The sequence below is a fragment of the Kitasatospora sp. NPDC051984 genome (genome assembly GCF_044593455.1).
Classification (GTDB): domain Bacteria; phylum Actinomycetota; class Actinomycetes; order Streptomycetales; family Streptomycetaceae; genus Kitasatospora.
The window spans coordinates 87,105-111,553 of sequence record NZ_JBIUCB010000011.1 but is presented as its reverse complement, the minus strand read 5'-3'; the positions used below and the strand labels follow the sequence as shown (position 1 = coordinate 111,553).

The following is a 24,449-nucleotide window of genomic DNA, read 5'->3' as shown; positions in this document are numbered from 1 at the left end:
AGACGGACCGTGGCGGTGATCGAGGTCGAGGACGTCCGGCGGACATTCACCGTCCGCACCAGGAACGGCCGCCTGCGGCGCGAGAAGCGCGAGGTGCGGGCCGTGGACGGGCTCACCTTCCAGGTCGAGGAGGGGGAGTGCGTCGGCTACATCGGGCCGAACGGGGCCGGCAAGTCGACGACGGTGAAGATGCTCACCGGGATCCTGGTGCCCACCGGCGGGCGGCTGCGGGTGGCGGGAGTGGACCCGGCGGCCAGGCGGGCCGCGCTGGCCCGGCGGATCGGCGTGGTGTTCGGCCAGCGCACCACCCTGTGGTGGGACCTGCCGCTGCGCGACAGCTACGAACTGGCCCGCCGGATCTACCGGATCCCCGACGCCCGCTACCGGACCAACCTCGACCGGTGCGTCGAACTGCTCGACCTGGGCGGCCTGTTGGACACCCCCGTACGGCAGCTCTCGCTCGGCCAGCGGATGCGCGGCGACCTCGCCGCCGCCCTGCTGCACGACCCGAACGTGCTGTACCTCGACGAGCCGACCATCGGACTCGACGTGATCAGCAAGACCAAGGTCCGCGAGTTCCTCCGCGAGACCAACCGCGAACAGCGCACCACCGTGCTGCTCACCACCCACGACCTCACCGACATCGAGCAGCTGTGCGGCCGGGTGATGGTGATCGACCACGGCCGGCTGGTGCTGGACGGCCCGCTGGAGCAGCTGCACGCGGCCGGCGAGAGCGAACGCACCCTGGTGGTCGACCTGGCCACCGCGCACCCGCCGATCGAACTGCCCGGGGTGCGCACCGTCAAGGTCGAGGGCCCGCGGCAGTGGCTGGCGTTCCCGGCCCGGCAGAGCGCCGCCCCGCTGGTCGCCGCCGTCGCCGAGCGCTACCCGCTGGTCGACCTGTCGCTGCGCGAACCCGCCATCGAGGACGTGATCGCCCGGATCTACGCCGGCGCCGCCACCGAACCCGCCGTCTGACCCACTCACTCGTTCGGGTGGGGGAGGTGACCGAACGGTCGGCCCGGGAGTTGGTATCTCGTGACCGAGCCCGAACCGGACGTCAGTGTGGTGATCGCCGTCCACGACACCATGCCGTACCTCACCGACTGCCTGAACTCGCTGGCCGAACAGACCATCGGCGCGGACCGGATGGAAGTGGTCGCCGTCGACGACGGGTCGAGCGACGGCAGCACCGAGGAACTCGCCCGGTTCGCCGACGCCCACCCCGGACTGCTGCGCACCGTACGGCAGCCCGCGTCCGGCGGCCCCGCCAAACCCACCAACCGCGGCACCGACCTGGCCCGCGGCCGCTACCTGATGTACCTCGGCGCCGACGACTGGCTCGGCCCCGAGGCACTGGAGCGGATGGTCGACACCGCCGACCGCTGGCAGTCCGACGTGCTGATCCCCAAACTCGTCGGCGAGAACGGCCGGATCGTCCCGCAGGGCATCTTCGAGCGCACCGCCGAACACGTCGGCTTCACCGACTCGGCGCTCGCCTGGGCACTCGCCGACACCAAGATGTTCCGCCGCGCCCTGGTGCTCAGCCACGGCCTGCGCCGCCGCGAGGACCTGCCGGTCTGCTCCGACCAGCCGTTCACCCTCGGCGCGCTGCTCAACGCCCGCAAGGTGTCCGTACTCGCCGACTACGACTACTACCACCTGGTGCTGCGGCAGGACCGTTCCAACGTCACCCACCGCGCCGGGCCGATCGACCGGCTGCGCGCCATGGGCGCCGTCCAGGAGGTGCTGGAGCGGGGCACCCGCCCCGGCCCCGCCCGCGACGCCGTCCGGGAACGCTACTTCAGCTGGGACGTCCCGCAGGTGCTGCAGGAGCAGTTCCTCGCCGAACCGCCCGCCATGCAGCGGCGCATCCTCGGCGAGATCGGCCGGCTGCTCGACCGGCACTGCCCACCCGCCGTGTTCGCCGCCGTACCGGTACCCGCCCGGCTGCGCCTCGCGCTCGCCCGCCGCGGCGAACTCGCCACCCTGTGCGAACTCATCGACTGGGAACGGCAGCACGGCCCCGCCCCCGTCGAACGCCGCGGCGGCCGGCTGTACGCCCGCTACCCGATGTACCGCGACCGGCGGCTCGGCCTGCCCGACACGCTGTTCGACACCGGCCGCGCCCCCGGCCCCACCGGCTGGCGACGGATGGTCCCCGCCCCCGCACGCCGCGCGCTGCGCCGCGCCCGGAAGGCCTGGCGCGGCCGCCCCGACACGCTGCGGGCCGCCCGATGACACCAAACGTCCTACCGGAAGGCGACCGAGTGACGGCGCTGCACGTCTGCGTGGTCGGACTGGGCAAGATCGGCCTGCCGCTGGCCGTCCAGTTCGCCACCAAGGGACACCGGGTCACCGGCGCCGACATCGCCCCCGCGGTGGTCGCCGCCGTCACCGCCGGGCGCCCGCCGTTCCCCCGGGAGGCCCACCTCGACGAACTGCTCGCCGAGACCGTCGCCGCCGGCCGCCTGCACGCCACCACCGACACCGCCGCCGCCACCGCCGCGGCCGACGCCGTGGTGATCGTCGTCCCGCTGCTCACCGACGCCGACGGCCGGCCCGACTTCGCGCTGCTGGACGCCGCCACCGACGCGGTCGCCGCCGGGCTGCGGCCCGGCACGCTGATCAGCTACGAGACCACGCTGCCGGTGGGCACCGTACGGGGCCGGTTCGCCCGGCGGCTGGAGGACGGCTCCGGGCTGACCGCCGGCCGGGACTTCGCGCTGGTGTTCAGCCCCGAACGGGTCCGCACCGGGCGGGTCTTCGCCGACCTGCGGCGCTACCCCAAGCTGGTCGGCGGCATCGACGAGGAGTCCACCCGGCGCGGCGTCGCGTTCTACCGGGCGGTGCTGGACTTCGACCCGCGCCCCGACCTGCCGCGCGGCAACGGCGTGTGGGCGCTGAGCGGGGCGGAGGCCGCCGAGTTCTCGAAGCTCGCCGAGACCACCTACCGGGACGTCAACATCGCGCTGGTCAACCAGTTCGCCCGGCTCGCGGACCGGGTCGGCGTCGACCTGGTCGAGGTGATCGACGCCTGCAACTCGCAGCCCTACAGCCACCTGCACCGCCCCGGCATCGCGGTCGGCGGGCACTGCATCCCGGTCTACCCGCGGCTGTACCTGTGGAACGACCCGGACGCGACCGTGGTGCGCGCCGCCCGGGAGGCCAACGAGCAGGTCCCGGCGTACGCGGTCGGACTGCTGGCGGGCGCGCTCGGCCCGCTGGACGGCGTCGCCGTCACCGTGCTCGGCGCGTCCTACCGGGGCGGCGTCAAGGAGACCGCCGTCTCCGGGGTGTTCCCGCTGGTCGCGGCGCTGCGGGCGGCCGGCGCCCGGGTCGGCGTCAGCGACCCGCTGTACACGCCGGAGGAACTCGCCGCGCTCGGCCTGCCGCCCGACGACGGCAAGCCCGTCGCCGCGCTGGTCGTGCAGGCCGACCACCCCGAGTACCGGGACCTCGGCGCCGTCGACTTCCCGGGCGTGCGGGTGCTGCTGGACGGCCGGCGGGTCACCGACCCGGCCCGCTGGGAGGGCGTCCGGCGGATCGTCCTCGGCGGGGGCGGCTGACCGGGCGGATTCGCGGGGCGGCGGTCGTTTCGCCCGCCCGGTGTGCCAGGCTGACGGGGTGAGTGTGGACGAGACGGCACCCCCAGGAGTCAGCTTCACCGCCGCCGACGAGGCCAAACGGCAGGGCGTACGGCGGATGAAGACCATCGCCACCGGCCTGCTCGGCCTGGCCACGGTCGTCTTCGCGCTCGCCACCTGGGCGGGGTCCGCCGGCGCGGGCAGCTGGGCCGGCTACGTGGCGGCCGCCGCCGAGGCCGGCATGGTCGGCGCGCTCGCCGACTGGTTCGCCGTCACCGCGCTGTTCCGCCGCCCGTTCGGCCTGCCGATCCCGCACACCGCGATCATCCCGACCAAGAAGGACGCGTTCGGGCGTTCGCTCGGCGACTTCGTCGGCGACAACTTCCTGTCCCCGTCGGTGGTCCGGGCCCGGCTCGGCCGGATCGGGGTGGCCCGGCGGCTCGGCGAGTGGCTGTCCGCGCCCGGCAGCGCCGAACGCGTCACCCACGAGGCCGCCGCCGCGCTGCGCGGCGTCCTCGCGGTGCTGCGCGACGAGGACGTGCAGGCCGTGGTCGCCGAGGCGATCACCCGGCGGGCCGCCGCCACCTCGGTCGCCGAACCCGCCGGCCGGCTGCTCGGCAAGATCGTCGCGGACGGCGGCCACAAGGGCGTGGTCGACCTGGTCGCGGTCCGGGCCCGCGACTGGCTGGTCGAGCACCACGTCGACGTGGTCTCCCGGGTCACCGCCAAAACCCCCGGCTGGACGCCCAAGTTCATCGACCACCAGGTCGGCGAGCGGGTCTACAAGGAACTGCTGCGCTTCGTCACCGACGTCCGCGACGACCCGGAGCACCCCGCGCGCGGCGCCCTCGACAACTTCCTCGCCGACTTCGCGCAGGAACTCCAGCACGACCCGGAGACCATCGCCCGGGTCGAACGCGCCAAGTCCGACCTGCTGGCCCGCCCCGAGGTGCAGGACCTGATCGCCTCCTCCTGGTCGGCGGTCCGCACCCTGGTGATGAACGCCGCCGAGGACGAGGACAGCGAGCTGCGCCGCCGGATCACCACGGCCCTCCGCTCCTTCGGCCGCCGCCTCGCCACCGACGGCAAACTCCAGGCGAAGACCGACGGCTGGCTGCTGGACGCCGCCGAGTACGTGGTCTCCACCTACCGGGAGGAGATCACCTCGCTGATCTCCGACACGGTGGCCGGCTGGGACGCCGACGACGCCTCCCGCAAGATCGAGGCGAACGTCGGCCGCGACCTGCAGTTCATCCGGATCAACGGCACCGTGGTCGGCGCGCTGGCGGGCCTGCTCATCCACACCGCCAGTACGGCATTGGGTGGTTGACGAACGGTCCGGTCCGCCCCCGGTGGGTAGGTGTCCGACCCCTTCGGTAGGGTGATCGACCGATCGGCACGGCCAGGGGGGCCGGGGCCTTTCCAATCCATGGGGGGATTCACTGTGAAGACGGTTCACGCACGCACACTCGGACTCCGCATCGCCGCCCTCGCGGCGGCCGGCCTGGTCCTGACGGCCTGCAACGACGACGACCTGGACACCGGGGCGACCGGCCAGACCTCGCCCACCGCGCCGGCCTCCTCGTCCGCCACTGCCGGCGCCAGCGGCAAGGCCAAGGACCCGGCCAAGCCCAGCACCCGCCCGAGCGGCACCGCCGCGGGCGGCAACTCCGCCACCGCGCAGGCGAAGACCAACAAGCTCGCGCTGACCCCGGCCGACTGGGGCACCGGCTACCAGACCAGCGCCGACGACGACACCGCGATCACCGCCTTCACCATGGACAAGTCCTGCGTCTACAAGGACTCCGGGCAGGTCAAGACCCTCGTCGCCTACACCGGCCGGTTCGTGAAGGCACCGCGACCCGACGGCGACGAGGTCATGGGCACCAGCGTCGCCTCCGAGTTCACCAACGCCGACGCCGCGCACCAGGACATGGCGGAGCAGCTGGCCAACGTCCTGCGCTGCACCAACTACAAGGACGGCGAAGGCAACGAGTTCAAGGCCGTGCACGACGTCGACGCGCCGAAGGTGGCGGGAGCCGACGAGGTGTACGCGGAGGAGGGCCTGGCCGTGTACGGCACCACCGACGGCGGCAAGACCCAGGACCGCCCGTTCTCCCGCGTCGTCGCGCGCAAGGGCGCGGTGACCATCTCGGTGCTGGTCGACCTCGCCCCCAACCAGCAGGTCTTCGAGGGCCGCGCCCAGGTGCGGGCGCTGCTGCAGAAGGCCACCGCCAAGTGGTGACACCGCCGTTCGCGGCAGCGGGTTAGCTTGTGGCGCCGGGTGGTTGACGAACCGTCCGGCGCCGGTTCGGTCCGCGCGTGTCCGACCGATTCGGTAGGGTGATAGACCGGTCGGCACGGCCAGGGGGGTCGGGGCCTCGTATTTCCATGGGGGATTCACCGTGAAGACGGTTCACGCACGCACGCTCGGACTGCGCATCGCCGCCCTCGCGGCGGCCGGCCTGGTCCTGACGGCCTGCAACGAGGACGACGCGGCCACGGGGGCGACCGGGCAGACGTCGCCGAGCGCGGTGGCTTCGGCGCCGGCGTCCGCGAAGGCCAGCGGCAAGGCGAAGGAGCCGGTGAAGCCCAGCGCCCACGCGAGCGGCAGCACGACGGGCGGCGACGCGGCGGCCCAGGCCAAGACGAACAAGATCGCGCTGACCGAGAAGGAGTGGGACAACGCCTTCGTCTCCGACGGCGACGACTACACCGGTCTGTTCAACTCCGCGATGGACAAGTCCTGCAAGTTCAATCCCGACACCACCTCGGACAAGGGTCTGCAGGCCGACACCTACCGGTACGTGCGCCAGGACCATGAGAAGGACAGCACCTACGCGAGCACCGGGGCGATGTCCTTCACCACCGCCGACGCGGCGGTGAAGGAGATCGCCAAGCGCAGGGACAACACCAGGCGCTGCCCGAACTACACCAATGACGACGCTCATGCCGCCAACCAGGGTGTCCACGAGATCGAGTCGCCGAAGGTGCCCGGTGCCGACGAGGTGTACGCCGAGGAGGGCCGCGCCGTGTACGACACCGACGGCGGTGGCAAGTCCGCCGCACGGCCGTTCACCTCGGTGATCGCCCGCAAGGGCTCCATCACCGTGGAGGTGTTCGTGGACCTCGACCCCGACCGGCAGGCCTCCGAAGGCCGGGGGCAGGCCCTCGATGCGCTGAAGAAGCTCACCGCCAAGTGGTGACACCGGCGTTCGCCGCGGCGGGTTAGCATGCGAGGTCTGTCCGGGTCCGGGTGAGTAGACGGGAGCGTGCCGTGGCCGAGGGTGTCCAGGGGATCGAGGCGTTCATCGCCGGAATGCCGAAGGCGGAGCTGCACGTGCACCACGTCGGCTCGGCCTCGCCGCGGGTGGTCGCCGAACTCGCGGCGCGGCACGCCGGGCGCACCAAGGTCCCGGCGGACCCGGAGGCGCTCGCCGAGTACTTCACGTTCACCGACTTCGCGCACTTCATCGAGGTGTACCTGAGCGTCGTCGATCTGATCCGGGACGCCGAGGACGTCCGCTCCCTCACCTACGGCGTCGCCGAGGACATGGCCCGGCAGAACATCCGCTACGCGGAACTGACCGTCACGCCCTACTCGTCGGTCCGTCGCGGCATCCCCGACGTCGCTTTCATGGAGGCGATCGAGGACGCCCGGCTGGCCGCCGAGAGGGAACTCGGCGTTGTCCTGCGCTGGTGCTTCGACATCCCCGGCGAGGCCGGACTGGCCTCCGCCGAGGAGACCGCCCGCCTCGCGCTCGACCTGGCGCCCGCCGGACTGGTCTCGTTCGGCCTCGGTGGCCCCGAGATCGGCGTGCCGCGCCCGCAGTTCAAGCCGTACTTCGACCGGGCCCGGGCGGCCGGCCTGCGCAGCGTGCCGCACGCCGGCGAGTCCACCGGGCCGGAGACGGTCTGGGACGCGATCCGGGAGCTGGGCGCGGAGCGCATCGGCCACGGCACCCAGTCGGTGAAGGACCCGGCGCTGGTCGACTACCTCGGCGAGCACCGGATCCCGTTGGAGGTCTGCCCGACCTCCAACCTGGCCACCCGGGTGGTCGAGCGGATCGAGGACCACCCGATCCGCCGGATGGTCGACGCCGGGCTGCTGGTCACCGTCAACAGCGACGACCCGCCGATGTTCGGCACCGACCTGAACACCGAGTACGCGGTCGCCGCGAAGCTGCTCGGCCTGGACGAGGCAGGGATCGCGGCGCTCGCCCGCAACGCGGTGGAGGCGTCGTTCCTGGACCCGGCGGGCAAGCGCCGGCTGACCGGCGAGATCGACGCCCACCTGGCGGCCTGGCCCACCGCCTGACGGACGACCGGGTCACCGGCGGGGCGGTGAGGATCCCGCCGGTGACTTCGACCGTGCCGGTCAGGGAAGGCGGACGACGCTCGCCGTCGCGGCGGAGGCGCGGGCGGCCTCCAGGACGGTCAAGGTGGCGACGGCGTCCCAGGGGTTCACCGGCGGCGGGGTGCGGTCGGTGAGCGAGGCCGCGATGCCCGCGTAGAAGGCGGGGTAGTCGCCGGCGTCGGTGGTGATCGGTTCGACGTCGCCGTCGCTGCCCAGCAGACCGTACGCGGCCGGGTCGTCGTCGCCCCAGTGGCTGTCCGGCCCGGGGCGGCGGCCGGCCCGGAGCGCGGCCTCCTGCGGGTCCATGCCGAACTTGACGTAGCCGGCGCTGTCGCCGAGGACCCGCAGCCGGGGCCCGGCGAGCGGGGCGAGGGCGCTGGTCCACAGGTGGGAGCGGACGCCGCCGGTGTGGGTGAGGGCGAGGAACGCGTCGTCGTCGACCACCGCGCCGTCCCGGCGGACGTCGATCTCGGCGTACACCGTCTCGACCGGCCCGAACAGGGCGAGGGCCTGGTCGACCAGGTGGCTGCCCAGGTCGTACAGGGTGCCGCCGACCTCCGCCGGGTCGGCGAGCTCGCGCCAGCCCGGCTTGGGCTTGGGACGGAAACGCTCGAAGCGGGACTCGAAGCGGTGCACCCGGCCGAGCCGGCCGTCCTCGATCAGGCGGCGGGCGGTGAGGAAGTCGCCGTCCCAGCGGCGGTTCTGGAACACCGACAGCAGCAGACCGGACTTCTCGGCGAACTCGCACAGGTCGCGGGCCTCGGCGCTGGTCGCGGCGAGCGGCTTGTCGACGACGGTGGCCAGACCGGCCAGCAGCGCGGTGCGGGCCAGCGGCACGTGGGTGCGGTTGGGGGAGGCGATCACCACCAGGTCGTAGCGGTCGGCCTCCTCGAACAGCTGGTCGGGGGTGTCGAGGGCGCGGGCGCCGGGGTGCTCGCGCTGCAACTGGGCGCGGCGCTCGGGATTGGCGGTGACCACCGCCTCCAACTGGAGTCCGGGGGTGGTGGCGATCAGCGGGGCGTGGAACGCCGAGCCGGCCAGGCCGTAGCCGATCAGGCCGACGCGGAAAGGGGCGGGGGGCGTGCTCATGACCCCCACTCAATCATCCCCGTCCCCCGGAGCGACGGAGGTCGTCCGGTCCGTATGCCCAGGTCGGGACGGCCCTGCGCCGCGGCGGCGCACGGTGACGGCCGCCGCACCGGTGAGCAGCAGCACCGAGCCGAGCGACAGCAGCACCCCGTCGGCGGTGCCCCCGTCGGCGAGGGCGGCAGCGGTGTCGGCCGCCGAGGCGGGTGCGGCGGCGCCGCCGAGCAGGGCGGTGGCGGCCAGCAGGACGGCGGTGCGGCGAACGGAGGCCACGGGCGGGCTCCTTGCGTCGGGCGGAGGGTGTGCCCGGGACATTAGCCTTACTGCGGACGGAAGTTGACTGGGCGTCAGGGCAATTAGGCGCCGCTTAAGGCTGACTTGAGGCGGTCCCGGCGTCCGGTCGCACGGCCGGACGCCGGTGGGAGATCCGGGCCTCGGTCAGATCAGCTCGACCAGGTCCGCGATGGACTCCACCACCCGGGTCGGGCGGTACGGGAAGCGGTCCACCTCGCCGGCCTGAGTGAGGCCGGTCAGCACCAGGAAGGTCGACATGCCGGCCTCCATGCCGGAGACGATGTCGGTGTCCATCCGGTCGCCGATCATCGCGCTGTTCTCCGAGTGCGCGCCGATCGCGTTCAGGCCGGCCCGCATCATCAGCGGGTTCGGCTTGCCGACGAAGTACGGCTCCACACCGGTGGCCTTGGTGATCAGCGCCGCGACCGCACCCGTCGCGGGCAGCGCGCCCTCGGCGGACGGGCCGGTCTCGTCCGGGTTGGTGGCGATGAAACGGGCACCCGCGTCGATCAGCCGGACCGCCTTGGTCATCGCCTCGAACGAGTAGGTGCGGGTCTCGCCGAGCACCACGAAGTCCGGGTCGGTGTCGGTCAGCACGTAACCGACATCGTGCAGCGCGGTGGTCAGGCCGGCCTCGCCGATCACGTACGCGCTGCCGTTCGGGCGCTGGTCGGAGAGGAACTTCGCGGTGGCCAGCGCGGACGTCCAGATGTGCTCGGCCGGCACGTCCAGACCCATCCGGGACAGCCGGGCATGCAGGTCGCGCTGGGTGTAGATGGAGTTGTTGGTGAGCACCAGGAAAGGCTTTCCGGACTCACGCAGCCGCTTGATGAAGGCGTCGGCTCCCGGGATCGGCACGCCCTCGTGGATGAGGACTCCGTCCATGTCGGTCAGCCAGGTCTCGATGGGCTTGCGGTCTGCCACGGTGGGTCACTCCTAGGTCTTGCGACGGTCGAACGATCAATGTGCATCGCTCCGACCGGACACCGCTGGCCGGCCGGGCGCCACTGGCTGCCCCAACGCCGCTCAGCCTAGTGCGCCCCGCCGGCCGACCACAGGGGCGGCCTTCCCCTCAGCCCGCGTACGGGTTCCCGCCCCCCGGCGGGGGCTGCTGGCCGTAAGGCGGCTGCTGGCCGTAGGGCGGTTGCTGACCGTAGGGCTGCTGACCGTACGTCTGCTGCGGGGCCTGGCCGTAGGGCGGCTGCGGCTGGCCCGGGAGCGGCATGGGGGGCACCGGCGGCACCGGGCCTGCGGCGGAGGTCCGGCGGTTGCGCATGAGGATCGCCGCCGCCACGAGCAGCAGCACCACGCCGGCCACACCGCCGCCGATCAGCAGCGGCATGTTGTTCGACTTCGAGGACGTGTCCGCGGTGGCGGACGGCTGTGACGACGCCGAGTCCTGATCCTGCGAGGAGTCGGCGGGCACACTCGCGGTGCCGCTCGGCTTCGCCGCGCCGCCCGACTTGCCCGGCGCAGGCGAGGACCCGGCTGCGGCGGGCAGCGGGCTGACGTTCGGCGGGCCCGGGTCGCCGGGATCTGTCAGTGCGATGCGCGGCCGGACGATGCCGTAGCCGAGGTAGTCGCTGCGCTGCTGGGGGTTGCTGGCGGTGTTGATCAGGACGCGCAGCACCTGGTTGGCCGTCCAGTCCGGGTGCGCGGACCAGATCAGTGCGGCGGAGGCTGACGTCAGGGCGGTGGCGCCGGAGGTGCCGTTTCCCTTGCAGTAGCCGGAAGGGCCGGTGCATGCCGCGTAGAGGTCCTGGCCCGGGGCGGCGAGCGTCACCTGTGGGCCGTGCTCCGACTCCGCTGTGGCCTTCCCGTCCTGGTCGGTGGCGGCCACGCCGACCACGCCGCTCATTGAGGCGGGATACTCAAGGCGGTTGTCCACATTGCCGGTGTTGCCGACCGCGGCGAACAGCAGGACTCCTCGGGACACCGCATGGTCGACCGCAGCCCGGAGCTTGTCGACGTCGGCGGGCAGCAGCGAGACCACGGGGAAGCCGAGCGACATGTTGATGATCTTTGCGTCGTGGTCGACGGCATAGGTGATGCCCCGGGAGACCTCGTCCATGATTTGGCTTTGACCGGTCCCGTTGTCCAGGTCGACCTTGATCGGGAGGATCTTCGCCCCGGGTGCGAGGCCGTAGGCCCCCTTGCCGCCCAGACCTTTGCCAGTGCCGGCGATGGTGCTGGACATCCCCGTTCCGTGGCCGTCACTGGGGGAGAGCTCACTGCCGGGCTGGCCGCTGAGGTTCGTGCCGCCCACCAACTGCCCGGCCAGGTCGGGCGCGTCGCCCTTCACGCCGGAGTCGATCACGGCAACGGTGATGCCGGCTCCGGTGCTGGTCCGCCACATTTCGTCGGCGTGCATCGCGTCCAGGTGCCACTGCTGTGCGCGGATCGAGTCCACCGCGAGCGCGGGCCCCGCCGACCACCCCCACAGGACACCGGCGACCGCCGCTGCTGCGGCGAGCCGCTGCCCCCGTCCTGTCCTGCCCGTCTGCCGCATCACAAACTCCTTCGCACGCCGACGTGTTCGGCGAGTGACTTGCCCCCGACCGCACGATGCTGCCCGGCCGCAGGAGCGGTATTCCCCTGCGGCCGGGCAGCCTGTGCGGACCTACTCGATCACATTCGGGTTGACCGGACCCATGCCGGACGTCCAGGTGTCCTCGTCCTCGGTCAGGTAGTCGGGGCGCTTGCCCTGCGGCTTGCCCTTGCGGTTCGCACCGCCGTGGCCGCCGCCGAACCCGCCCTGACCGGCCCGCCCGTCGGCGCCCCGCTCGGCTCGGCCGCGCAGCCCGGTGCCGCCCGGCGTGACGTCGCGGCCCGAGGCCGACCCGCGCTGTCCGCCGACGGTGCCGCCGCCCCGGCTGACCAGCCCGCCGCCGCGTGCGCCGCCGGCACCGCCCTTGGCGCCGCCGGCACCCATGCCGCCACCGCCGTGCGGCATGCCGCCCATTCCCGGGGTGCCCGCGCGCCCCGCCTGGCCGGGCTGGCCCGCGCCGCCGGACGTCGTGGTGGTGCCACCGGCTCGGCCGCCAGCACCTGCGGTGCCGCCGGTGCCCGGGGCGCCGCCGCCGGTCCGGCCGGTGCCGGTCGTTCCGCCGCCGCCCAGGCCGCCACCGATCGGGCCGCCACCGATCGGGCCGCCCGGGTAACCGCCGCCGTGCCCACCGCCGGAGGAACCACTGCCCACGTCGCCGAGGCCGCCTCCACCGATGCCGCCACCACCTCCGCCGCCATGGCCCGGGGGCGTTGGAGCGGGGGGCGGTGTGTGGTCGAGACCGGTCCCGGGATCCTTGATCGGAGGCCAGGGAGTCGGAGTCGGCGGATTCGGGGGTACCGGGCCCGGCGGGTGCGGCGGGCCAGGAGCCGGCGGGTGCGGGGGACCCGGGATCGGCGGCTGCGGCGGACCCGGGGGAACCGGAGTCGGCGGCTGCGGAATGGGTGTCGGCGGACGCGGGGTCGGCGGAGGCGCCACCCTGGGCGGGTGCGGAAGAGTGCCGCCGCCACCGGGGTTCCGGCCGGTGCTGCCGCCGTCCCCGCCGATCGGGACGTCCACCGATCCTTCATGTTCGCCCTTCCCGGGCAGCGGCGGAAACACCGGCGGCTGCACCGCGTTCAGCTGCATAGTCGACTGCTGGTACGCCTGCGCCAGCTTGTTCATCTGCTGGATGGCCTCGTTGTGCGCCTGGTTCACCCGCTGCTGCGCCGCCTTGGCCTCTGCGGGCGTGACCCAGTCGGAGTCGACCGCGTCGGCGATCTTGCCGGCCGCCCAGCTGCCGATCCCCGCGCCGACGCCCGGAATCATGCCGCCCAGGATGGCGCCGCCGGTGCTGACGGCGTCGTTGGGCTGGTCGTCGTAGCGGCTGACGGTCTGCATGTCGGCGTGCGGTACGGCCGGCATGCCCGACTTGACGGTGGCGAGCGTCTCGCCGGCGGAGGCCATGTACTCGCCGGCGTTCCGCGAGTAACTCGCCAGGTCCATGGTGGACTTGGAGACCTGGCCGCCCCAGTTCTTGAAGCTGTCGGCCGCGGCGCCCTCCCAGTCGAGGCCGCTCATGTGCGCGTGCAGCTCTTCGCTGACCTCGTCCATCTTGTTCGCGGCGGCCAGCAGCCGCTGGGCCACCTGCATGACGGCGATCGGGTCCGTGTGCTGGACCATGGCCACCAGTTGCTCGTGGCTGGCGCCGTCGATCTCGCCGCCGTCGTCGTGGATCTTGCGGATGAAGCGTCCCTGCGTCATTTTTCGAATCCCCCGTTCTCCGTCGCCGGAGACGTCGTCAGTACGCGCCCTGCTGGGTGCCGGTGGGCGGGGCCGGCGGGCGGTAGGCGGTCCTCGGGTCGACGGCGCCGGTGGCCGGGGCCGGCATCGCGCTGAACCGGGCCTCCTGCTGGGCGTCCGCGTCGCTGTAGGTGCCGGCTGCCCTGCCGATGCTCGCGCTCATCGCCGCGATCTGGGCGGCGAGGTTCTGGGAGAGCCGTTCCAGGTTGCCGTGCACGGTGTTGTAGGCGGTCATCAGGTCGCCGGCCTGTCCGAAGTTCTGGCCGAGCTGCCCGGCCGTCAGCGTCTGCTGGGAGACCGTGCCGTGGCTCGCGTCGGAGCCGTCGAGTTCGCGCAGGATCTGGTCGACCTTGTTCTTGAAGGTCTGCAGGTTCTCGACCTCGACCTTGACCGCCCCGCTGCCGACCTGGCCCGCCAGCGCCTGCGAGGCGGCGACCATGGCCCCCGTCACCACTGACGTGACGTTCGCGACCGTGTCGTACACAAAGCCTGATATTCCGCTGTCGACGTCGCTCATCGCCGATCCCCCTCCCCCTGAGCGGACCCACCCCCGTGGTGGCCCGCCGGTGGCACTGACCGCCTTTCAAGATAGCGGTACGAACGGACGGTCCGTCAGGGGCCGGAGGTAAAAGGCGCCCGGTAGCCTGTGCCGGTCGTTTGCCGGTGGGTGGCGTCAAGGGGCTTGGGGTGTGGGGGAGTTCGGATGGGGGAGAAGCGCGTCACCTGGGCGGAGCTGTACTTCGACCTGGTGTTCGTGTTCGCGGTGACGCAGGTGTCGGGGCTGCTGCACCACCACCACGACTGGGCGGGCTGCGGGCGGGCCCTGGTGGCGTTCGTGCCGGTGTACTGGTGCTGGGTGGGCACCACGGTGCAGGCCAACATCCGGGACGTGGACAACCCGCGGGACCGGATCGGGATCTTCGCGGTGGGCCTGGCCGGGCTGTTCCTGGCGCTCGCCCTGCCGGGGGCGTTCGGCGAACGCGGTGTGCTGTTCGGCGGCGCGTACTGGGCGGCCCGGCTGGTGCTGGTCGGGCTGCTGGCCCGCCGGGTGCGGCGGATCTGGATCGGCCCGTACGGGGTGGGCGCGTTCTTCAGCGGGCCGCTGCTGGTGGTCGGCGGCCTGTTGCCGTCCCCCGCGCGGGAGTTGCTGTGGGCGGTGGCCGCGACGGCGGACCTCTCGGCGCCGCTGCTGTTCCGCCGGCGGCTGGCGAAGGTCGAGTACCACCCGGGCCACCTGCCGGAGCGCTTCGGCCTGTTCCTGCTGGTGGCGCTCGGCGAATCGATCGTCGGGATCGGCGCCCCGGTGGCCGGCGCCCCGCTGCACGCGGGCCAACTGGCCTCGGTGGCAGTGGCGTTCGTGATCTCCTGCACGCTGTGGTGGCAGTACTTCGGGTACGCCGCCGACGCGATGCGGCACGCCATGGAGATCGCGAGTTCGCGCCGCGACGTGCTGCGGCGGGTGTTCTCGTACGGGCACCTGGCGCTGATCGCCGGGGTGATCACCGTCGCGGTCGGTTTCGCCGAGACGGTGGCGCGCCCCGGGGCGGCACTCGGCGGCGGCGCGCTCGGGCTGCTGTACGGCGGCAGCGCGCTGTACCTGCTGGCCTTCAACTACACCCGGTGGATGATGTTCCGGAAGTTCTCGCCGACCCGGCTGGCGGCCGGCCTGCTGGTCGCCGCGCTGCTGGCACTGCTGCTGCTCACCCCGCTGCACCGGCTGCCGGCGCTGGCCGTGCTGGGCCTGCTGGCGGCGGTGCTGGTCGGCCTGAGCGGCTGGGAGTCGCTCCGGGTACGGAGGGCGGAGCGGGCTGTCGGCGCGACTGTGTAGCGTTCTTCGCAGCGGGTCCGGCACGGGCCCGGGAACGTTTTCGAGCGAGTGCGGCCGCCGTGCGGCGCGGCCGGTGGGAGGTACAACGTGACGGATCTGGCCGAGGCGTCCGTGGGCGGCACGCTGGAGGTGCCGGAGTCCTGGCGCGCGGTGCTCGCCGAGGAGACCGGCAAGCCGTACTTCGCGCAGCTGTCGGAGTTCCTGGCGGCCGAGCGGGCCGAGCACGAGGTGTTCCCGCCCGCCGGGCAGGAGTTCTCCGCGCTTGCCGCCACGGCGTACCAGGATGTCAAGGTGCTGCTGCTCGGCCAGGACCCGTACCACGACAACGGGCAGGCGCACGGCATGAGCTTCTCGGTGCTGCCGGGCGTGAAGACGCCGCCCTCGCTGCGCAACATCTACAAGGAGCTGAACACCGACCTCGGCCTGCCGGTGCCCGACAACGGCTACCTGAAGCCGTGGGCCGAGCAGGGCGTGCTGCTGCTGAACGCGGTGCTCACCGTGCGTGCGCACGAGGCCAACTCGCACAAGAACAAGGGCTGGGAGAAGTTCACCGACGCCGTGATCAGCGCGGTGAGCGCCCGCGAGGAGCCGTGCGTGTTCGTGCTCTGGGGCGGCTACGCGAAGAAGAAGCTGTCGCTGATCGACACCGACCGGCACGTGGTCGTGCAGAGCGGGCACCCGTCGCCGCTGTCGCAGAAGACGTTCCTCGGCACGAAGCCGTTCTCGCAGATCAACGCCGCGCTGGAAGGGTTCGGGCAGAAGGCGATCGACTGGAACATTCCGAACGTCGGGAAGTAACACCAGGGGCCCGGGGAACGGCGGGGCCGAGCTGCTGATGGTCGGGGGCCCGGGGACGGTCGTGCTGCGTCGGGTCAAAGACGGAGACCGGAAACGACAGAACGCCCCGAGCCCTGCGACCCCACCGCCACGAACCCCCGCCGTTCCCCGGGCCCCTGTCGGTTCACCACCTGCCTACAGAATCGGGGGTTCCGTCGCGGCACGCAGTTGTTCGAGGCTCACGCCGTCCGCGAGTTCGACCAGGCGGAGGCCGTCCGGGGTGACGTCGAGGACGGCGAGGTCGGTGACGATGCGGTGGACGACGGCGCGGCCGGTCGCGGGGAGGGTGAGCTCGTTGACGATCTTCGGGGTGCCGTCCTTCGCGGTGTGCTCCATCACCACGATCAGGCGGCGGGCTCCGTGGACCAGGTCCATCGCGCCGCCCATGCCCTTGACCATCTTGCCGGGGATCATCCAGTTGGCGAGGTCGCCGCTCGCGGAGACCTGCATCGCGCCGAGCACCGAGACGTCGATCCGCCCGGAGCGCACCATGCCGAAGGAGAACGCCGAGTCGAAGTAGGCCGCACCGGGGTTGACGGTGACGGTCTCCTTGCCGGCGTTGATCAGGTCGGGGTGGACGTCGGCGTCGGCGGGGTAGGGGCCGACGCCGAGGATGCCGTTCTCGGAGTGCAGGACGACGTGCACGCCGGCGGGCAGGTGGTTGGGGATCAGGGTGGGCAGGCCGATGCCGAGGTTGACGTACTGGCCGTCGCGCAGTTCGCGGGCGGCCCGGGCGGCGAGCACGTCGCGCGGGTCGAGCTGGGTGGTCATCAGGACTCCTGAGGGGCGACGGCGCTGACGGTGCGGCGCTCGATCCGGCGGTCGGTCGGGTCGGCGGCGACCACCCGGTCGACGTACACGCCGGGGAGGTGGACGGCGTCCGGCGGGATCTCGCCGGGTTCGACGATCCGGTCGGCCTCGACGACGGTGATCCGGCCCGCGGTGGCGCACAGCGGGTTGAAGTTGCGGGCGGCCGCGTGGAAGACGCAGTTGCCGTGCCGGTCGGCGATCTCGGCGCGGACCAGGGCGAAGTCCGCGACGATGGCCTCTTCCAGCAGGTAGCGGCGTCCGCCGAACTCGCGGACCTCCTTCGGCGGGGAGGCCACCGCGACGGCGCCGCCGCCCGGCGCGTACCGCCAGGGCAGGCCGCCCTCCTCGACCTGGGTGCCGGCGCCGGCGGGGGTGTAGAACGCGGGGATGCCGGCGCCGCCGGCCCGCAGGCGTTCCGCCAGGGTGCCCTGCGGGGTCAGTTCGACCTCGAGTTCGCCGTTCAGGTACTGGCGGGCGAATTCCTTGTTCTCGCCGACGTAGCTGGAGGTCATCCGGGCGATCCGGCCCGCGCCCAGCAGCAGGCCGAGGCCCCAGTCGTCCACGCCGCAGTTGTTGGACACCACCCGCAACCCGGTGGTGCCGGCGTCGACCAGCGCGCCGATCAGGGTGGACGGGATGCCGCACAGGCCGAAGCCGCCGACCGCGAGCACCGCGCCGTCGGGAATGTCCCCGACCGCGCGGGCGGGGGAGTCCAGGACCTTGTCCAAAGGGGCCACCTTCTCGAAGGGGGAGGGCTGACTGCGGCCACCACACTCGCCGCAGGCCCCGGCGCTTTCCATGGCGGACGGCGCCATGGAGCAGGGCGGATCCATGTGTCCGCCGCACACCTCGCGGCAGGCGGCACCGCAACATGTGGCGAACCCATACAGAAGGGGCTGTCGATGCGTGCTCCCGTCACATGTCGCCTTCCGGGCGGCCCCCCTACGGTTCCCGCATCCCACCAGCACAGGTACGTCAGGAGCTCCCCACCATGTCAGTCACGGACGCCACCCCCAGACGACCCGTCCGCAAGCTCGCCGCGCTGGCCGCCTGCGTGCTGCTCGCGTCCGCTTGCGCCAAGGCCGGCACGGCGGGCACCTCGGCGGAGGCGGGCGGGGGCGACAAGAGCCCGGTCAAGGTCGGCCTGGTGTACTCCAAGACCGGCCCGCTGGCGGCCTACGGCAAGCAGTACCTGGAGGGCTTCAAGGCCGGTCTGTCGTACGCCACCAAGGGCACCAACGCGGTGGACGGCCGCCCGGTGGAGATCGCCGAGCAGGACGACGCCGGTGACCCGGCGAAGGCGGTCTCCGCCGCCAAGGACCTGATCGGCAAGAACTACAAGATCCTCGCGGGCTCCACCGCCTCCGGCGTGGCCCTGCAGGTCGGCCCGATCGCGGCGCAGAACAAGGTGCTGTTCATCAGCGGCCCGGCCGCCGCCGACAAGGTCACCGGCCTGAACAAGTACACCTTCCGCTCCGGCCGCCAGTCCTACCAGGACATCAGGGCCGCCGCGTCCTTCATCGGCGACGCCAAGGGCAAGAAGGTCACCGTGCTGGCGCAGGACAACGCCTTCGGCCAGGCCAACGTGGCCGCCGTCAAGGAGGTCCTCGGCGGCGAGGGCGCCACCGTGGAAGCCGTGCTGGCCCCGCCGTCCGCGACCGACCTGACGCCGTTCGCCACCCAGGCCAAGGGCGCCAAGCCCGACCTGCTGTTCGTCGCCTGGGCCGGCGAGACCGCCTCCGCGCTGTGGACCTCGCTCAACCAGCAGGACGTGTTCTCCTCGACCAAGGTCGTCACCGGCCTCGACGTGGCCGCCTCCTACCCGCTGTTCGGCCCGGCCGCCGAGAAGATCGACTTCCTGAACCACTACTTCTCCGGCGCGGCCGGCGGCACCGACGCCGAGCTGGCGATGAACGACTTCGTCACCAAGAACGGCTCCAAGTCCGACCTGTTCACCCCGGACGGCTTCACCGCCGCGCAGATGGTGGTGCACGCGCTGGAGACCAACAAGGGCTCCGACGCGGACACCGACGCGCTGGTGAAGGCCCTGGAGGGCTGGAGCTTCGACGGCGTCAAGGGCAAGCTCACCGTTCGCGCCGAGGACCACGCGCTGCTCCAGCCGATGTTCCAGGTCAAGCTGACCGGCACCGGCGCCGCCGCCAAGCCCAACGCGGAGAAGATCCTGCCCGCCGACCTGGTCGCCCCGCCGGTCGCCAAGATGGCGGGCTGAGAAGCACATGAGCACTCCCGCCCCGGTTCTGCGGCTGGACGGCCTCGGCTGGTCCGTCCGCGGCGTCCCGATCGTCCAGGACGTCACCCTCGACGTCGCCGAAGGCGAGTTCGTCGCCTTCATCGGCCCGAACGGGGCGGGCAAGACCTCCCTGTTCAACCTGATCTCCGGGATCTACCCGGCCAGCCACGGCACCCTCCACCTGGACGGCGCCGACATCACCGCCCTGCCGGTCCCCGCCCGGGCCCGGCGGGGCCTCGGCCGGACCTTCCAGACCTCCTCGCTGTGGCCCGGCCTGACCGTCGCCGACCACGTCCGCCTGGCCGCCCAGGCGGCGGCCGGCCCGTCCGCGTCGTACCGGATCTGGCGCCGCGCCGAGCGCTACCGCCAGCAGGTCGAGGAGACCCTGGAGCGCACCGGCCTCGCCGACCAGGCCGACGACCTGGCCGGCTCCCTCTCGCACGGCGGCAAGCGGAAGCTGGAGCTCGCCGTGCTGCTGGTGGGCGACCCCCGGCTGATCCTGCTCGACGAGCCGATGGCCGGGGTGAGCGCCGAGGAGGTGCCCGCCCTGGTCGAGCTGATCCGCTCGGTCCACCAGGACCAGGGCCGCACCGTCCTGATGGTCGAACACCACATGGACGTGCTGCTGGGCCTGGCCGACCGGCTCGCCGTGATGCACCACGGCACCCTGCTCGCACTCGACACCCCCGAAGCCGTGATGGCCGACGAAACCGTCCAGGGGGCCTACCTCGGGGAGGCGCTGTGACGACCCTGCTCGCCGTCCGCGGCCTCAAGGTGGTGATCGACGGACTGCACATCCTGCACGGGGTGGACCTGGACGTCGCCGCCACCGGAGTCACCGCCCTGCTCGGCCGCAACGGCGCCGGCAAGACCACCACCGTCAAAGCGGTCATGGGACTCGTCCCGCGCACCGGTTCGCTGGTCTTCGACGGCACCGATATCGGCCGGCTGCCCACCCACCTGGTGGTCCGCCAGGGCATCGGCTACGCCCCCGAGGACCGCGGCATCTTCGCGGGCCTCAGCGTCGCCGAGAACCTGCGCCTGGCGGAACGGGACTCGACTCCCGCCTACGACCTGGTCTTCGAGCTGTTCCCCGAGCTGAAGCAGCGCCACAAGCAGGCCGCCGGAACCCTGTCGGGCGGCCAGCAGCAGATGGTCGCGATCGCCCGCACGCTGCTCAACGGCAACCGGCTGATCATCGCCGACGAGCCCACCAAGGGCCTCGCCCCGAAGATCGTCACCGAGGTCGCCGACGTGCTCGCCCGGGCCGCCGAGACCGTCCCCGTGCTGCTGGTCGAACAGAACCTGGCCCTGGTCCGCCGGGTGGCCGGCCACTGCGCCGTCCTCGCCGACGGCCGCACCGCCCACCAGGGCGACGCCGGCGAACTGCTCGCCGACGAGGACGCCGCCCGCCGCCTGCTCGGCGTCGGCAGCCACCGTCCCGCCGCTCCTGATCCCGAGGTGTCTGCCTGATGAACACCGTCGTCCTGCTCGCCTGCACCGGACTCGGGCTCGGCGCGCTGTACTTCCTGGTCGCCTCCGGCCTCTCGCTGATCTTCGGCCTGATGGACGTCCTGAACTTCGCCCACGGCGCGCTGCTGTCCGTCGGCGCGTACGCCGCCTGGTGGGCCGCCACCGACGGCGGACTCGGGTTCTGGCTGGCCGTCCCGTTCGGCACCGCGGTCGGCACCGCCGCCTCGGTGCTGCTCGAACTCGCCCTGATCCGGCCGCTGTACTCCCGGCCGCGCGACCAGATCCTCGCCACCGTCGGCGTCGGACTCGCCCTGCCCGCCCTGATCATGGGCATCTGGGGCGCCGACGCCCGGCCGTTCCCGCAGCCCGAGGCGCTGTCCGGCACGGTGAACCTGCTGGGCGCGACCGTGCCCGTCAACCGCTTCGTGCTGATGGCCGCCGCGCTGATCGTGCTGGTGCTGCTGCGGCTGTTCCTCGCCAAGACCCGCTACGGCCTGATCGTCCGGGCCGGCGTCGAGGACCGGGCCATGGTCACCGCCCTCGGCATCGACGTCCGCAAGGCGTTCACCCTGGTCTTCGCCATCGGCGGCGCCGCCGCCTCGCTCGGCGGGGCACTGGCCGGCCTGTACTTCGGCTCGATCAACCCCGGCCAGGGCACCGGCCTGCTGATCTTCGCCTTCGTGGTCGTGGTGATGGGCGGCATGGGCTCCGTCACCGGCGCGGCCGTGGCCTCGGTCGGCGTCGGACTCGTCCAGCAGTTCGCCAACTACTACACCGCCGCGGGCCTCGGCGACCTCTCCGTCGTCGTCCTGCTCGCCGTGCTGCTGCTCGTCAAGCCGCGCGGACTCACCGGGAGACTCGCATGACCACCCACCTCAAGCGCTGGTGGCCGCTCGCCCTGCTGATCGTCCTGGTGATCGCGCCGTACAGCACCCTGCCGCTGCCCGGCCTGCTGGACGGACCGCTCGGCAGCCCCGGCAGCCTCCAACTGATCGCGCTCTGCCTGGTCTACGGCGGCCTCGCCACCGGCTACGACCTGCTGCTCGGCCGCACCGGCCTGCTCTCCTTCGGCCACGCCCTGTACTTCGCCACCGGCCTGTACGCCACCGACCTGGCGATGCTGGAGTTCGGCCTCGGCTTCGTGCCGGCCGCGGTGTTCGGCATCGCCTGCTCGATCGCCCTGGCGCTGCTGCTCGGCTCGGTGTCGCTGAAGGTCACCGGCATCGGCTTCTCCATGGTCACGCTGGCCTTCGCCCAGGCCGGGGCGATCCTGGTGCAGCGCAACCCCGGCGGCCTCACCGGCGGCGAGGAGGGCCGCTCCGCGCCCGCCGAGCACCTGCCCGACGCGCTGATCGGCATCCAGAACACCGCCAACCTGTACTGGATCGCGGTGCTCTACCTGGTCGTCACGCTCGCCGTGGTGCACTGGACGGTCTCCTCGCCGACCGGCCGGGTCTGGGCCGGCATCCGCGAGAACGAACGCCGGGTCGAGGTGCTGGGCCTGCGCCCGTACGGCTTCAAGCTGGTCGCGTTCACCGTGGCCGGCGGCCTGGCCGGCGCCGGCGGCGTGGTCTACCTGCTGCTCACCGGCGGCGCCACCCCGCAGGCCGCGAGCTCGGACGCGACGCTGGCGCTGCTGGTGATGGTGGTGCTCGGCGGCTCCGGCACCCGGTGGGGGCCGCTGCTCGGCGGCGTGCTCTACACCTGGGCGGCACACCGGCTCGGCGACCTCGCCAACTCCGCGTCCATCGCCGAACTCCCGTCGGTGCTGCGGGTTCCGCTCTCCCAGCCGCTGTTCCTGCTCGGTACGCTCTTCGTCGCCGTGGTCTACCTGCTGCCCGGCGGTCTGGCCAAGCTGCCCGCCCGGCTGCGGGCGGGCCGCGCCGCCAAGGCCGCCAAGGTGTCCGTCACCGCCGTACCGGAAGGCGCCGCATGACCCTCCCTCAGCACCTCACCGTCCCCGTCGACGGCGGCGACCTCGCCGTCCTGCACTGGCCGGCCGCCGACCCCGGAGCGCCCGTGGTGGTCGCCGTGCACGGCATCACGGCCAACGCGCTGGCCTGGGCCGGCCTGGCCCGCCTGCTCGCGGGCCGGGTCTCGCTGTACGCCCCCGACCTGCGCGGCCGGGCCGCCAGCCGCGAGCTGCCGGGCCCGTGGGGCCTCGGCCGGCACGCGGAGGACGTCGCCGCGCTGATCCGCCACCTGGACGCCGGCCCCGTCCGGCTGGTCGGCCACTCGATGGGTGCCTGGGTGTCGGCCGTCGCCGCCGCCCGCCACCCCGAGCTGCTCGCCGACCTGGTCCTGGTCGACGGCGCGGTGTCCTTCCCGCTGCCCGACGGCGTCCGCGAGGAGGACGCGCTGGCCGCGGTGCTCGGCCCGGCGCTGGCCCGGCTGTCGATGACCTTCGAGAGCCGCGAGGCCTACCGCGCGTTCTGGCAGGCGCACCCCGCGTTCGCCGACTGGAACGAGGAGCTGGACGCCTACACCCAGCGCGACCTGGTCGGCGAGGCCCCAGCCCTGGTCTCCTCCTGCGTCCACGAGGCGATCACCACCGACGGCACCCAGGTCCTGCTCGACGCGGAGGCCGCCGGCGCGATCCACCGCCTGACCGTCCCGACCCGCTTCCTGTACGCCGAGCGCGGCCTGCTGAACGAGCCCCAGGCGCTCTACGACGAGGGCCGGCTGACGGCGGCGAAGGTCACCGTCCCGACCGAGCTGGTCGCCGACACCAGCCACTACTCGATCATCTGGGCCGACCGGCTGGCCGAACTGCTGGTCTGAGTGCGGACGTGCCGGTGCCCCCTCTCTCCGTGCTCGGAGGGAGAGGGCACCGGCATGTCTGGTCCGGTCAGGCGCGGCGCCGCAGGTACACGGTGCCGAAGACGGCCGCGGCGGCCAGCGAGCCACCGATCAGCCCGACCTGGGTGTTGATCATCGGGACGGTCGCGGCCGCCGGCGCGCCGCCGCACTCGACGTGGCCGACGATCACGTTGGCGCCGCCGAGGGCGGGCAGCAGGGTGAGGTGCACGGCGTTGACGGTGATCACCCCGTTGGCGTCGGTGGACTGCTCGTTGAGAATCACGTCGCCGAGGCCGGGGACGGTGAGGCTGGTGTTCTTCGGGGCGTTCGCCTGCAAGGTGGTCTGGCCGCCCAGGACGGTGACCGTGCCGCTCGCGATGACACCGTTGCCGGTGGCGCCACCGGGGTCCGCGTTGCAGGTGGAGCTGACGCCGGTCAGCTCACCGGTCAGGGCCGGGCCGAGGGTGAGGCTCAGCTGGTCGACGGTGGCGGAGGCGGACGAGGTGCCGGTCGTCGGGTCACCCGCGGTGGTGGCGGTGAGCGTGGCGTTGGTCGCGAACGGGCCGACGGTCAGGCCCACCAGGGTCTTGGTGCCGCCCGGCGGGAAGGTGGACTGCGGTTGCGGCGGGACGGCCACGTTGTTGTTCAGCGCGTCGGCCGCGACCACGTACGCCAGTGCCTCGGGGGAGGTGAGCGCGGCGAACGCGGGTGCGGCGGAGCAGAACAGGCCGGCTGCGAGTGCTGCGCCGGCCAGGACGCGGGTGCGGGTGGTGGTCACGAGCGGACCGCCTTTCTGGTGGTGGATGTGCCAGTGGCTGCCGATCAATTCCCTGATAAGG

General features: G+C 72.7%; 24 protein-coding genes. 15 read left to right on the top strand and 9 right to left on the bottom strand.

Annotated elements, in window-relative coordinates:
* Positions 1 to 9: 9 nt before the first annotated feature.
* The 7 genes from ACIHEI_RS22220 to ACIHEI_RS22190 all read left to right on the top strand — a co-directional run bounded on the left by ACIHEI_RS22220 (position 10) and on the right by ACIHEI_RS22190 (position 7,905).
* Positions 10 to 978: an ATP-binding cassette domain-containing protein gene (locus ACIHEI_RS22220; RefSeq protein ID WP_392947024.1), complete on the top strand. Its 969-nt coding sequence runs from the start codon at positions 10 to 12 to the stop codon at positions 976 to 978.
* A gap of 60 nt (positions 979 to 1,038) precedes the next feature.
* Positions 1,039 to 2,241 (top strand): glycosyltransferase family 2 protein, encoded by a 1,203-nt coding sequence (locus ACIHEI_RS22215; RefSeq protein WP_392947021.1) that lies wholly within the window; start codon positions 1,039 to 1,041, stop codon positions 2,239 to 2,241.
* Between the two features lie 38 nt (positions 2,242 to 2,279).
* A complete protein-coding gene (locus tag ACIHEI_RS22210) occupies positions 2,280 to 3,569 on the top strand; it encodes a nucleotide sugar dehydrogenase (protein WP_387647646.1) in 1,290 nt (429 codons plus the stop codon).
* 64 nt (positions 3,570 to 3,633) lie between these two features.
* The gene (locus tag ACIHEI_RS22205; RefSeq protein ID WP_396607858.1) at positions 3,634 to 4,917 is read left to right on the top strand and encodes a DUF445 domain-containing protein; all 1,284 of its coding nucleotides are present in this window, start codon (positions 3,634 to 3,636) and stop codon (positions 4,915 to 4,917) included.
* A 114-nt stretch (positions 4,918 to 5,031) separates the two neighbouring features.
* Complete coding sequence (locus ACIHEI_RS22200) at positions 5,032 to 5,832, top strand: hypothetical protein (protein ID WP_396607800.1); 801 nt, start codon at positions 5,032 to 5,034, stop codon at positions 5,830 to 5,832.
* A gap of 160 nt (positions 5,833 to 5,992) precedes the next feature.
* The gene (locus ACIHEI_RS22195; RefSeq protein WP_396607799.1) at positions 5,993 to 6,793 is read left to right on the top strand and encodes a hypothetical protein; all 801 of its coding nucleotides are present in this window, start codon (positions 5,993 to 5,995) and stop codon (positions 6,791 to 6,793) included.
* 71 nt (positions 6,794 to 6,864) lie between these two features.
* Complete coding sequence (locus ACIHEI_RS22190; protein WP_396607798.1) at positions 6,865 to 7,905, top strand: adenosine deaminase; 1,041 nt, start codon at positions 6,865 to 6,867, stop codon at positions 7,903 to 7,905.
* Between the two features lie 60 nt (positions 7,906 to 7,965).
* Here ACIHEI_RS22190 and ACIHEI_RS22185 read toward each other — a convergent pair whose 3' ends face one another.
* From ACIHEI_RS22185 to ACIHEI_RS22160, 6 genes are all read right to left on the bottom strand, one after another.
* The gene (locus ACIHEI_RS22185; protein ID WP_396607797.1) at positions 7,966 to 9,033 is read right to left on the bottom strand and encodes a Gfo/Idh/MocA family oxidoreductase; all 1,068 of its coding nucleotides are present in this window, start codon (positions 9,031 to 9,033) and stop codon (positions 7,966 to 7,968) included.
* A gap of 9 nt (positions 9,034 to 9,042) precedes the next feature.
* Positions 9,043 to 9,303, bottom strand: a complete 261-nt coding sequence (locus ACIHEI_RS22180; RefSeq protein WP_392947009.1) for a hypothetical protein — start codon at positions 9,301 to 9,303, stop codon at positions 9,043 to 9,045.
* A gap of 165 nt (positions 9,304 to 9,468) precedes the next feature.
* A complete protein-coding gene (locus ACIHEI_RS22175) occupies positions 9,469 to 10,248 on the bottom strand; it encodes an HAD-IIA family hydrolase (RefSeq protein ID WP_387866856.1) in 780 nt (259 codons plus the stop codon).
* A 148-nt stretch (positions 10,249 to 10,396) separates the two neighbouring features.
* Positions 10,397 to 11,833, bottom strand: a complete 1,437-nt coding sequence (locus ACIHEI_RS22170; RefSeq protein WP_396607796.1) for a S8 family serine peptidase — start codon at positions 11,831 to 11,833, stop codon at positions 10,397 to 10,399.
* Positions 11,834 to 11,944: 111 nt separating this feature from the next.
* Entirely contained in the window at positions 11,945 to 13,573 is a 1,629-nt protein-coding gene (locus ACIHEI_RS22165; RefSeq protein WP_396607795.1) for a WXG100 family type VII secretion target, read from the bottom strand.
* Between the two features lie 37 nt (positions 13,574 to 13,610).
* The gene (locus ACIHEI_RS22160) at positions 13,611 to 14,129 is read right to left on the bottom strand and encodes a hypothetical protein (protein WP_392947000.1); all 519 of its coding nucleotides are present in this window, start codon (positions 14,127 to 14,129) and stop codon (positions 13,611 to 13,613) included.
* A 186-nt stretch (positions 14,130 to 14,315) separates the two neighbouring features.
* On the opposite strand from ACIHEI_RS22160, the gene ACIHEI_RS22155 reads away from it, so the two are divergent.
* Positions 14,316 to 15,440: a low temperature requirement protein A gene (locus tag ACIHEI_RS22155; RefSeq protein ID WP_396607794.1), complete on the top strand. Its 1,125-nt coding sequence runs from the start codon at positions 14,316 to 14,318 to the stop codon at positions 15,438 to 15,440.
* A gap of 87 nt (positions 15,441 to 15,527) precedes the next feature.
* Positions 15,528 to 16,238, top strand: a complete 711-nt coding sequence (locus ACIHEI_RS22150; RefSeq protein WP_396607793.1) for a uracil-DNA glycosylase — start codon at positions 15,528 to 15,530, stop codon at positions 16,236 to 16,238.
* Between the two features lie 174 nt (positions 16,239 to 16,412).
* On the opposite strand, the gene ACIHEI_RS22145 is transcribed toward ACIHEI_RS22150, so the two are convergent.
* Entirely contained in the window at positions 16,413 to 17,048 is a 636-nt protein-coding gene (locus tag ACIHEI_RS22145; protein WP_396607792.1) for a 3-oxoacid CoA-transferase subunit B, read from the bottom strand.
* Positions 17,048 to 17,815 (bottom strand): CoA transferase subunit A, encoded by a 768-nt coding sequence (locus tag ACIHEI_RS22140; protein ID WP_387867709.1) that lies wholly within the window; start codon positions 17,813 to 17,815, stop codon positions 17,048 to 17,050. The genes ACIHEI_RS22145 and ACIHEI_RS22140 overlap by 1 nt, the downstream gene beginning before the upstream one ends.
* Positions 17,816 to 18,078: 263 nt before the next feature.
* Between ACIHEI_RS22140 and ACIHEI_RS22135 the strand changes: the two genes are divergently transcribed.
* The 6 genes from ACIHEI_RS22135 to ACIHEI_RS22110 are packed head-to-tail and all read left to right on the top strand — an operon-like array spanning position 18,079 to position 23,592.
* Entirely contained in the window at positions 18,079 to 19,317 is a 1,239-nt protein-coding gene (locus ACIHEI_RS22135; protein ID WP_387647379.1) for a substrate-binding domain-containing protein, read from the top strand.
* Between the two features lie 7 nt (positions 19,318 to 19,324).
* The gene (locus ACIHEI_RS22130) at positions 19,325 to 20,083 is read left to right on the top strand and encodes an ABC transporter ATP-binding protein (protein ID WP_392946986.1); all 759 of its coding nucleotides are present in this window, start codon (positions 19,325 to 19,327) and stop codon (positions 20,081 to 20,083) included.
* Positions 20,080 to 20,811: an ABC transporter ATP-binding protein gene (locus tag ACIHEI_RS22125; RefSeq protein ID WP_387867711.1), complete on the top strand. Its 732-nt coding sequence runs from the start codon at positions 20,080 to 20,082 to the stop codon at positions 20,809 to 20,811. Before ACIHEI_RS22130 ends, ACIHEI_RS22125 begins: the two co-directional genes overlap by 4 nt.
* The gene (locus ACIHEI_RS22120) at positions 20,811 to 21,677 is read left to right on the top strand and encodes a branched-chain amino acid ABC transporter permease (RefSeq protein WP_387647371.1); all 867 of its coding nucleotides are present in this window, start codon (positions 20,811 to 20,813) and stop codon (positions 21,675 to 21,677) included. Before ACIHEI_RS22125 ends, ACIHEI_RS22120 begins: the two co-directional genes overlap by 1 nt.
* Positions 21,674 to 22,747 carry a branched-chain amino acid ABC transporter permease gene (locus ACIHEI_RS22115; protein ID WP_387647369.1) on the top strand — a complete coding sequence of 358 codons (1,074 nt, stop codon included), beginning with the start codon at positions 21,674 to 21,676 and terminating at the stop codon, positions 22,745 to 22,747. The genes ACIHEI_RS22120 and ACIHEI_RS22115 overlap by 4 nt, the downstream gene beginning before the upstream one ends.
* Positions 22,744 to 23,592, top strand: a complete 849-nt coding sequence (locus tag ACIHEI_RS22110; protein WP_396607791.1) for an alpha/beta hydrolase — start codon at positions 22,744 to 22,746, stop codon at positions 23,590 to 23,592. Before ACIHEI_RS22115 ends, ACIHEI_RS22110 begins: the two co-directional genes overlap by 4 nt.
* Before the next feature lie 67 nt (positions 23,593 to 23,659).
* Here ACIHEI_RS22110 and ACIHEI_RS22105 read toward each other — a convergent pair whose 3' ends face one another.
* Positions 23,660 to 24,388 carry a choice-of-anchor P family protein gene (locus ACIHEI_RS22105; RefSeq protein ID WP_396607790.1) on the bottom strand — a complete coding sequence of 243 codons (729 nt, stop codon included), beginning with the start codon at positions 24,386 to 24,388 and terminating at the stop codon, positions 23,660 to 23,662.
* Between the last annotated feature and the right edge of the window lie 61 nt (positions 24,389 to 24,449).

Excerpts from the sequence above, each read along its gene's own strand:
- ACIHEI_RS22110 (WP_396607791.1), top strand. The coding sequence starts at position 22,744 with ATGACCCTCCCTCAGCACCTCACCGTCCCCGTCGACGGCGGCGACCTC.
- ACIHEI_RS22185 (WP_396607797.1), bottom strand. The coding sequence starts at position 9,033 with ATGAGCACGCCCCCCGCCCCTTTCCGCGTCGGCCTGATCGGCTACGGC.
- ACIHEI_RS22135 (WP_387647379.1), top strand. The coding sequence starts at position 18,079 with ATGTCAGTCACGGACGCCACCCCCAGACGACCCGTCCGCAAGCTCGCC.
- ACIHEI_RS22145 (WP_396607792.1), bottom strand. The coding sequence starts at position 17,048 with ATGACCACCCAGCTCGACCCGCGCGACGTGCTCGCCGCCCGGGCCGCC.
- ACIHEI_RS22130 (WP_392946986.1), top strand. The coding sequence starts at position 19,325 with ATGAGCACTCCCGCCCCGGTTCTGCGGCTGGACGGCCTCGGCTGGTCC.
- ACIHEI_RS22155 (WP_396607794.1), top strand. The coding sequence starts at position 14,316 with ATGGGGGAGAAGCGCGTCACCTGGGCGGAGCTGTACTTCGACCTGGTG.
- ACIHEI_RS22120 (WP_387647371.1), top strand. The coding sequence starts at position 20,811 with ATGAACACCGTCGTCCTGCTCGCCTGCACCGGACTCGGGCTCGGCGCG.
- ACIHEI_RS22165 (WP_396607795.1), bottom strand. The coding sequence starts at position 13,573 with ATGACGCAGGGACGCTTCATCCGCAAGATCCACGACGACGGCGGCGAG.
- ACIHEI_RS22115 (WP_387647369.1), top strand. The coding sequence starts at position 21,674 with ATGACCACCCACCTCAAGCGCTGGTGGCCGCTCGCCCTGCTGATCGTC.
- ACIHEI_RS22170 (WP_396607796.1), bottom strand. The coding sequence starts at position 11,833 with ATGCGGCAGACGGGCAGGACAGGACGGGGGCAGCGGCTCGCCGCAGCA.
- ACIHEI_RS22160 (WP_392947000.1), bottom strand. The coding sequence starts at position 14,129 with ATGAGCGACGTCGACAGCGGAATATCAGGCTTTGTGTACGACACGGTC.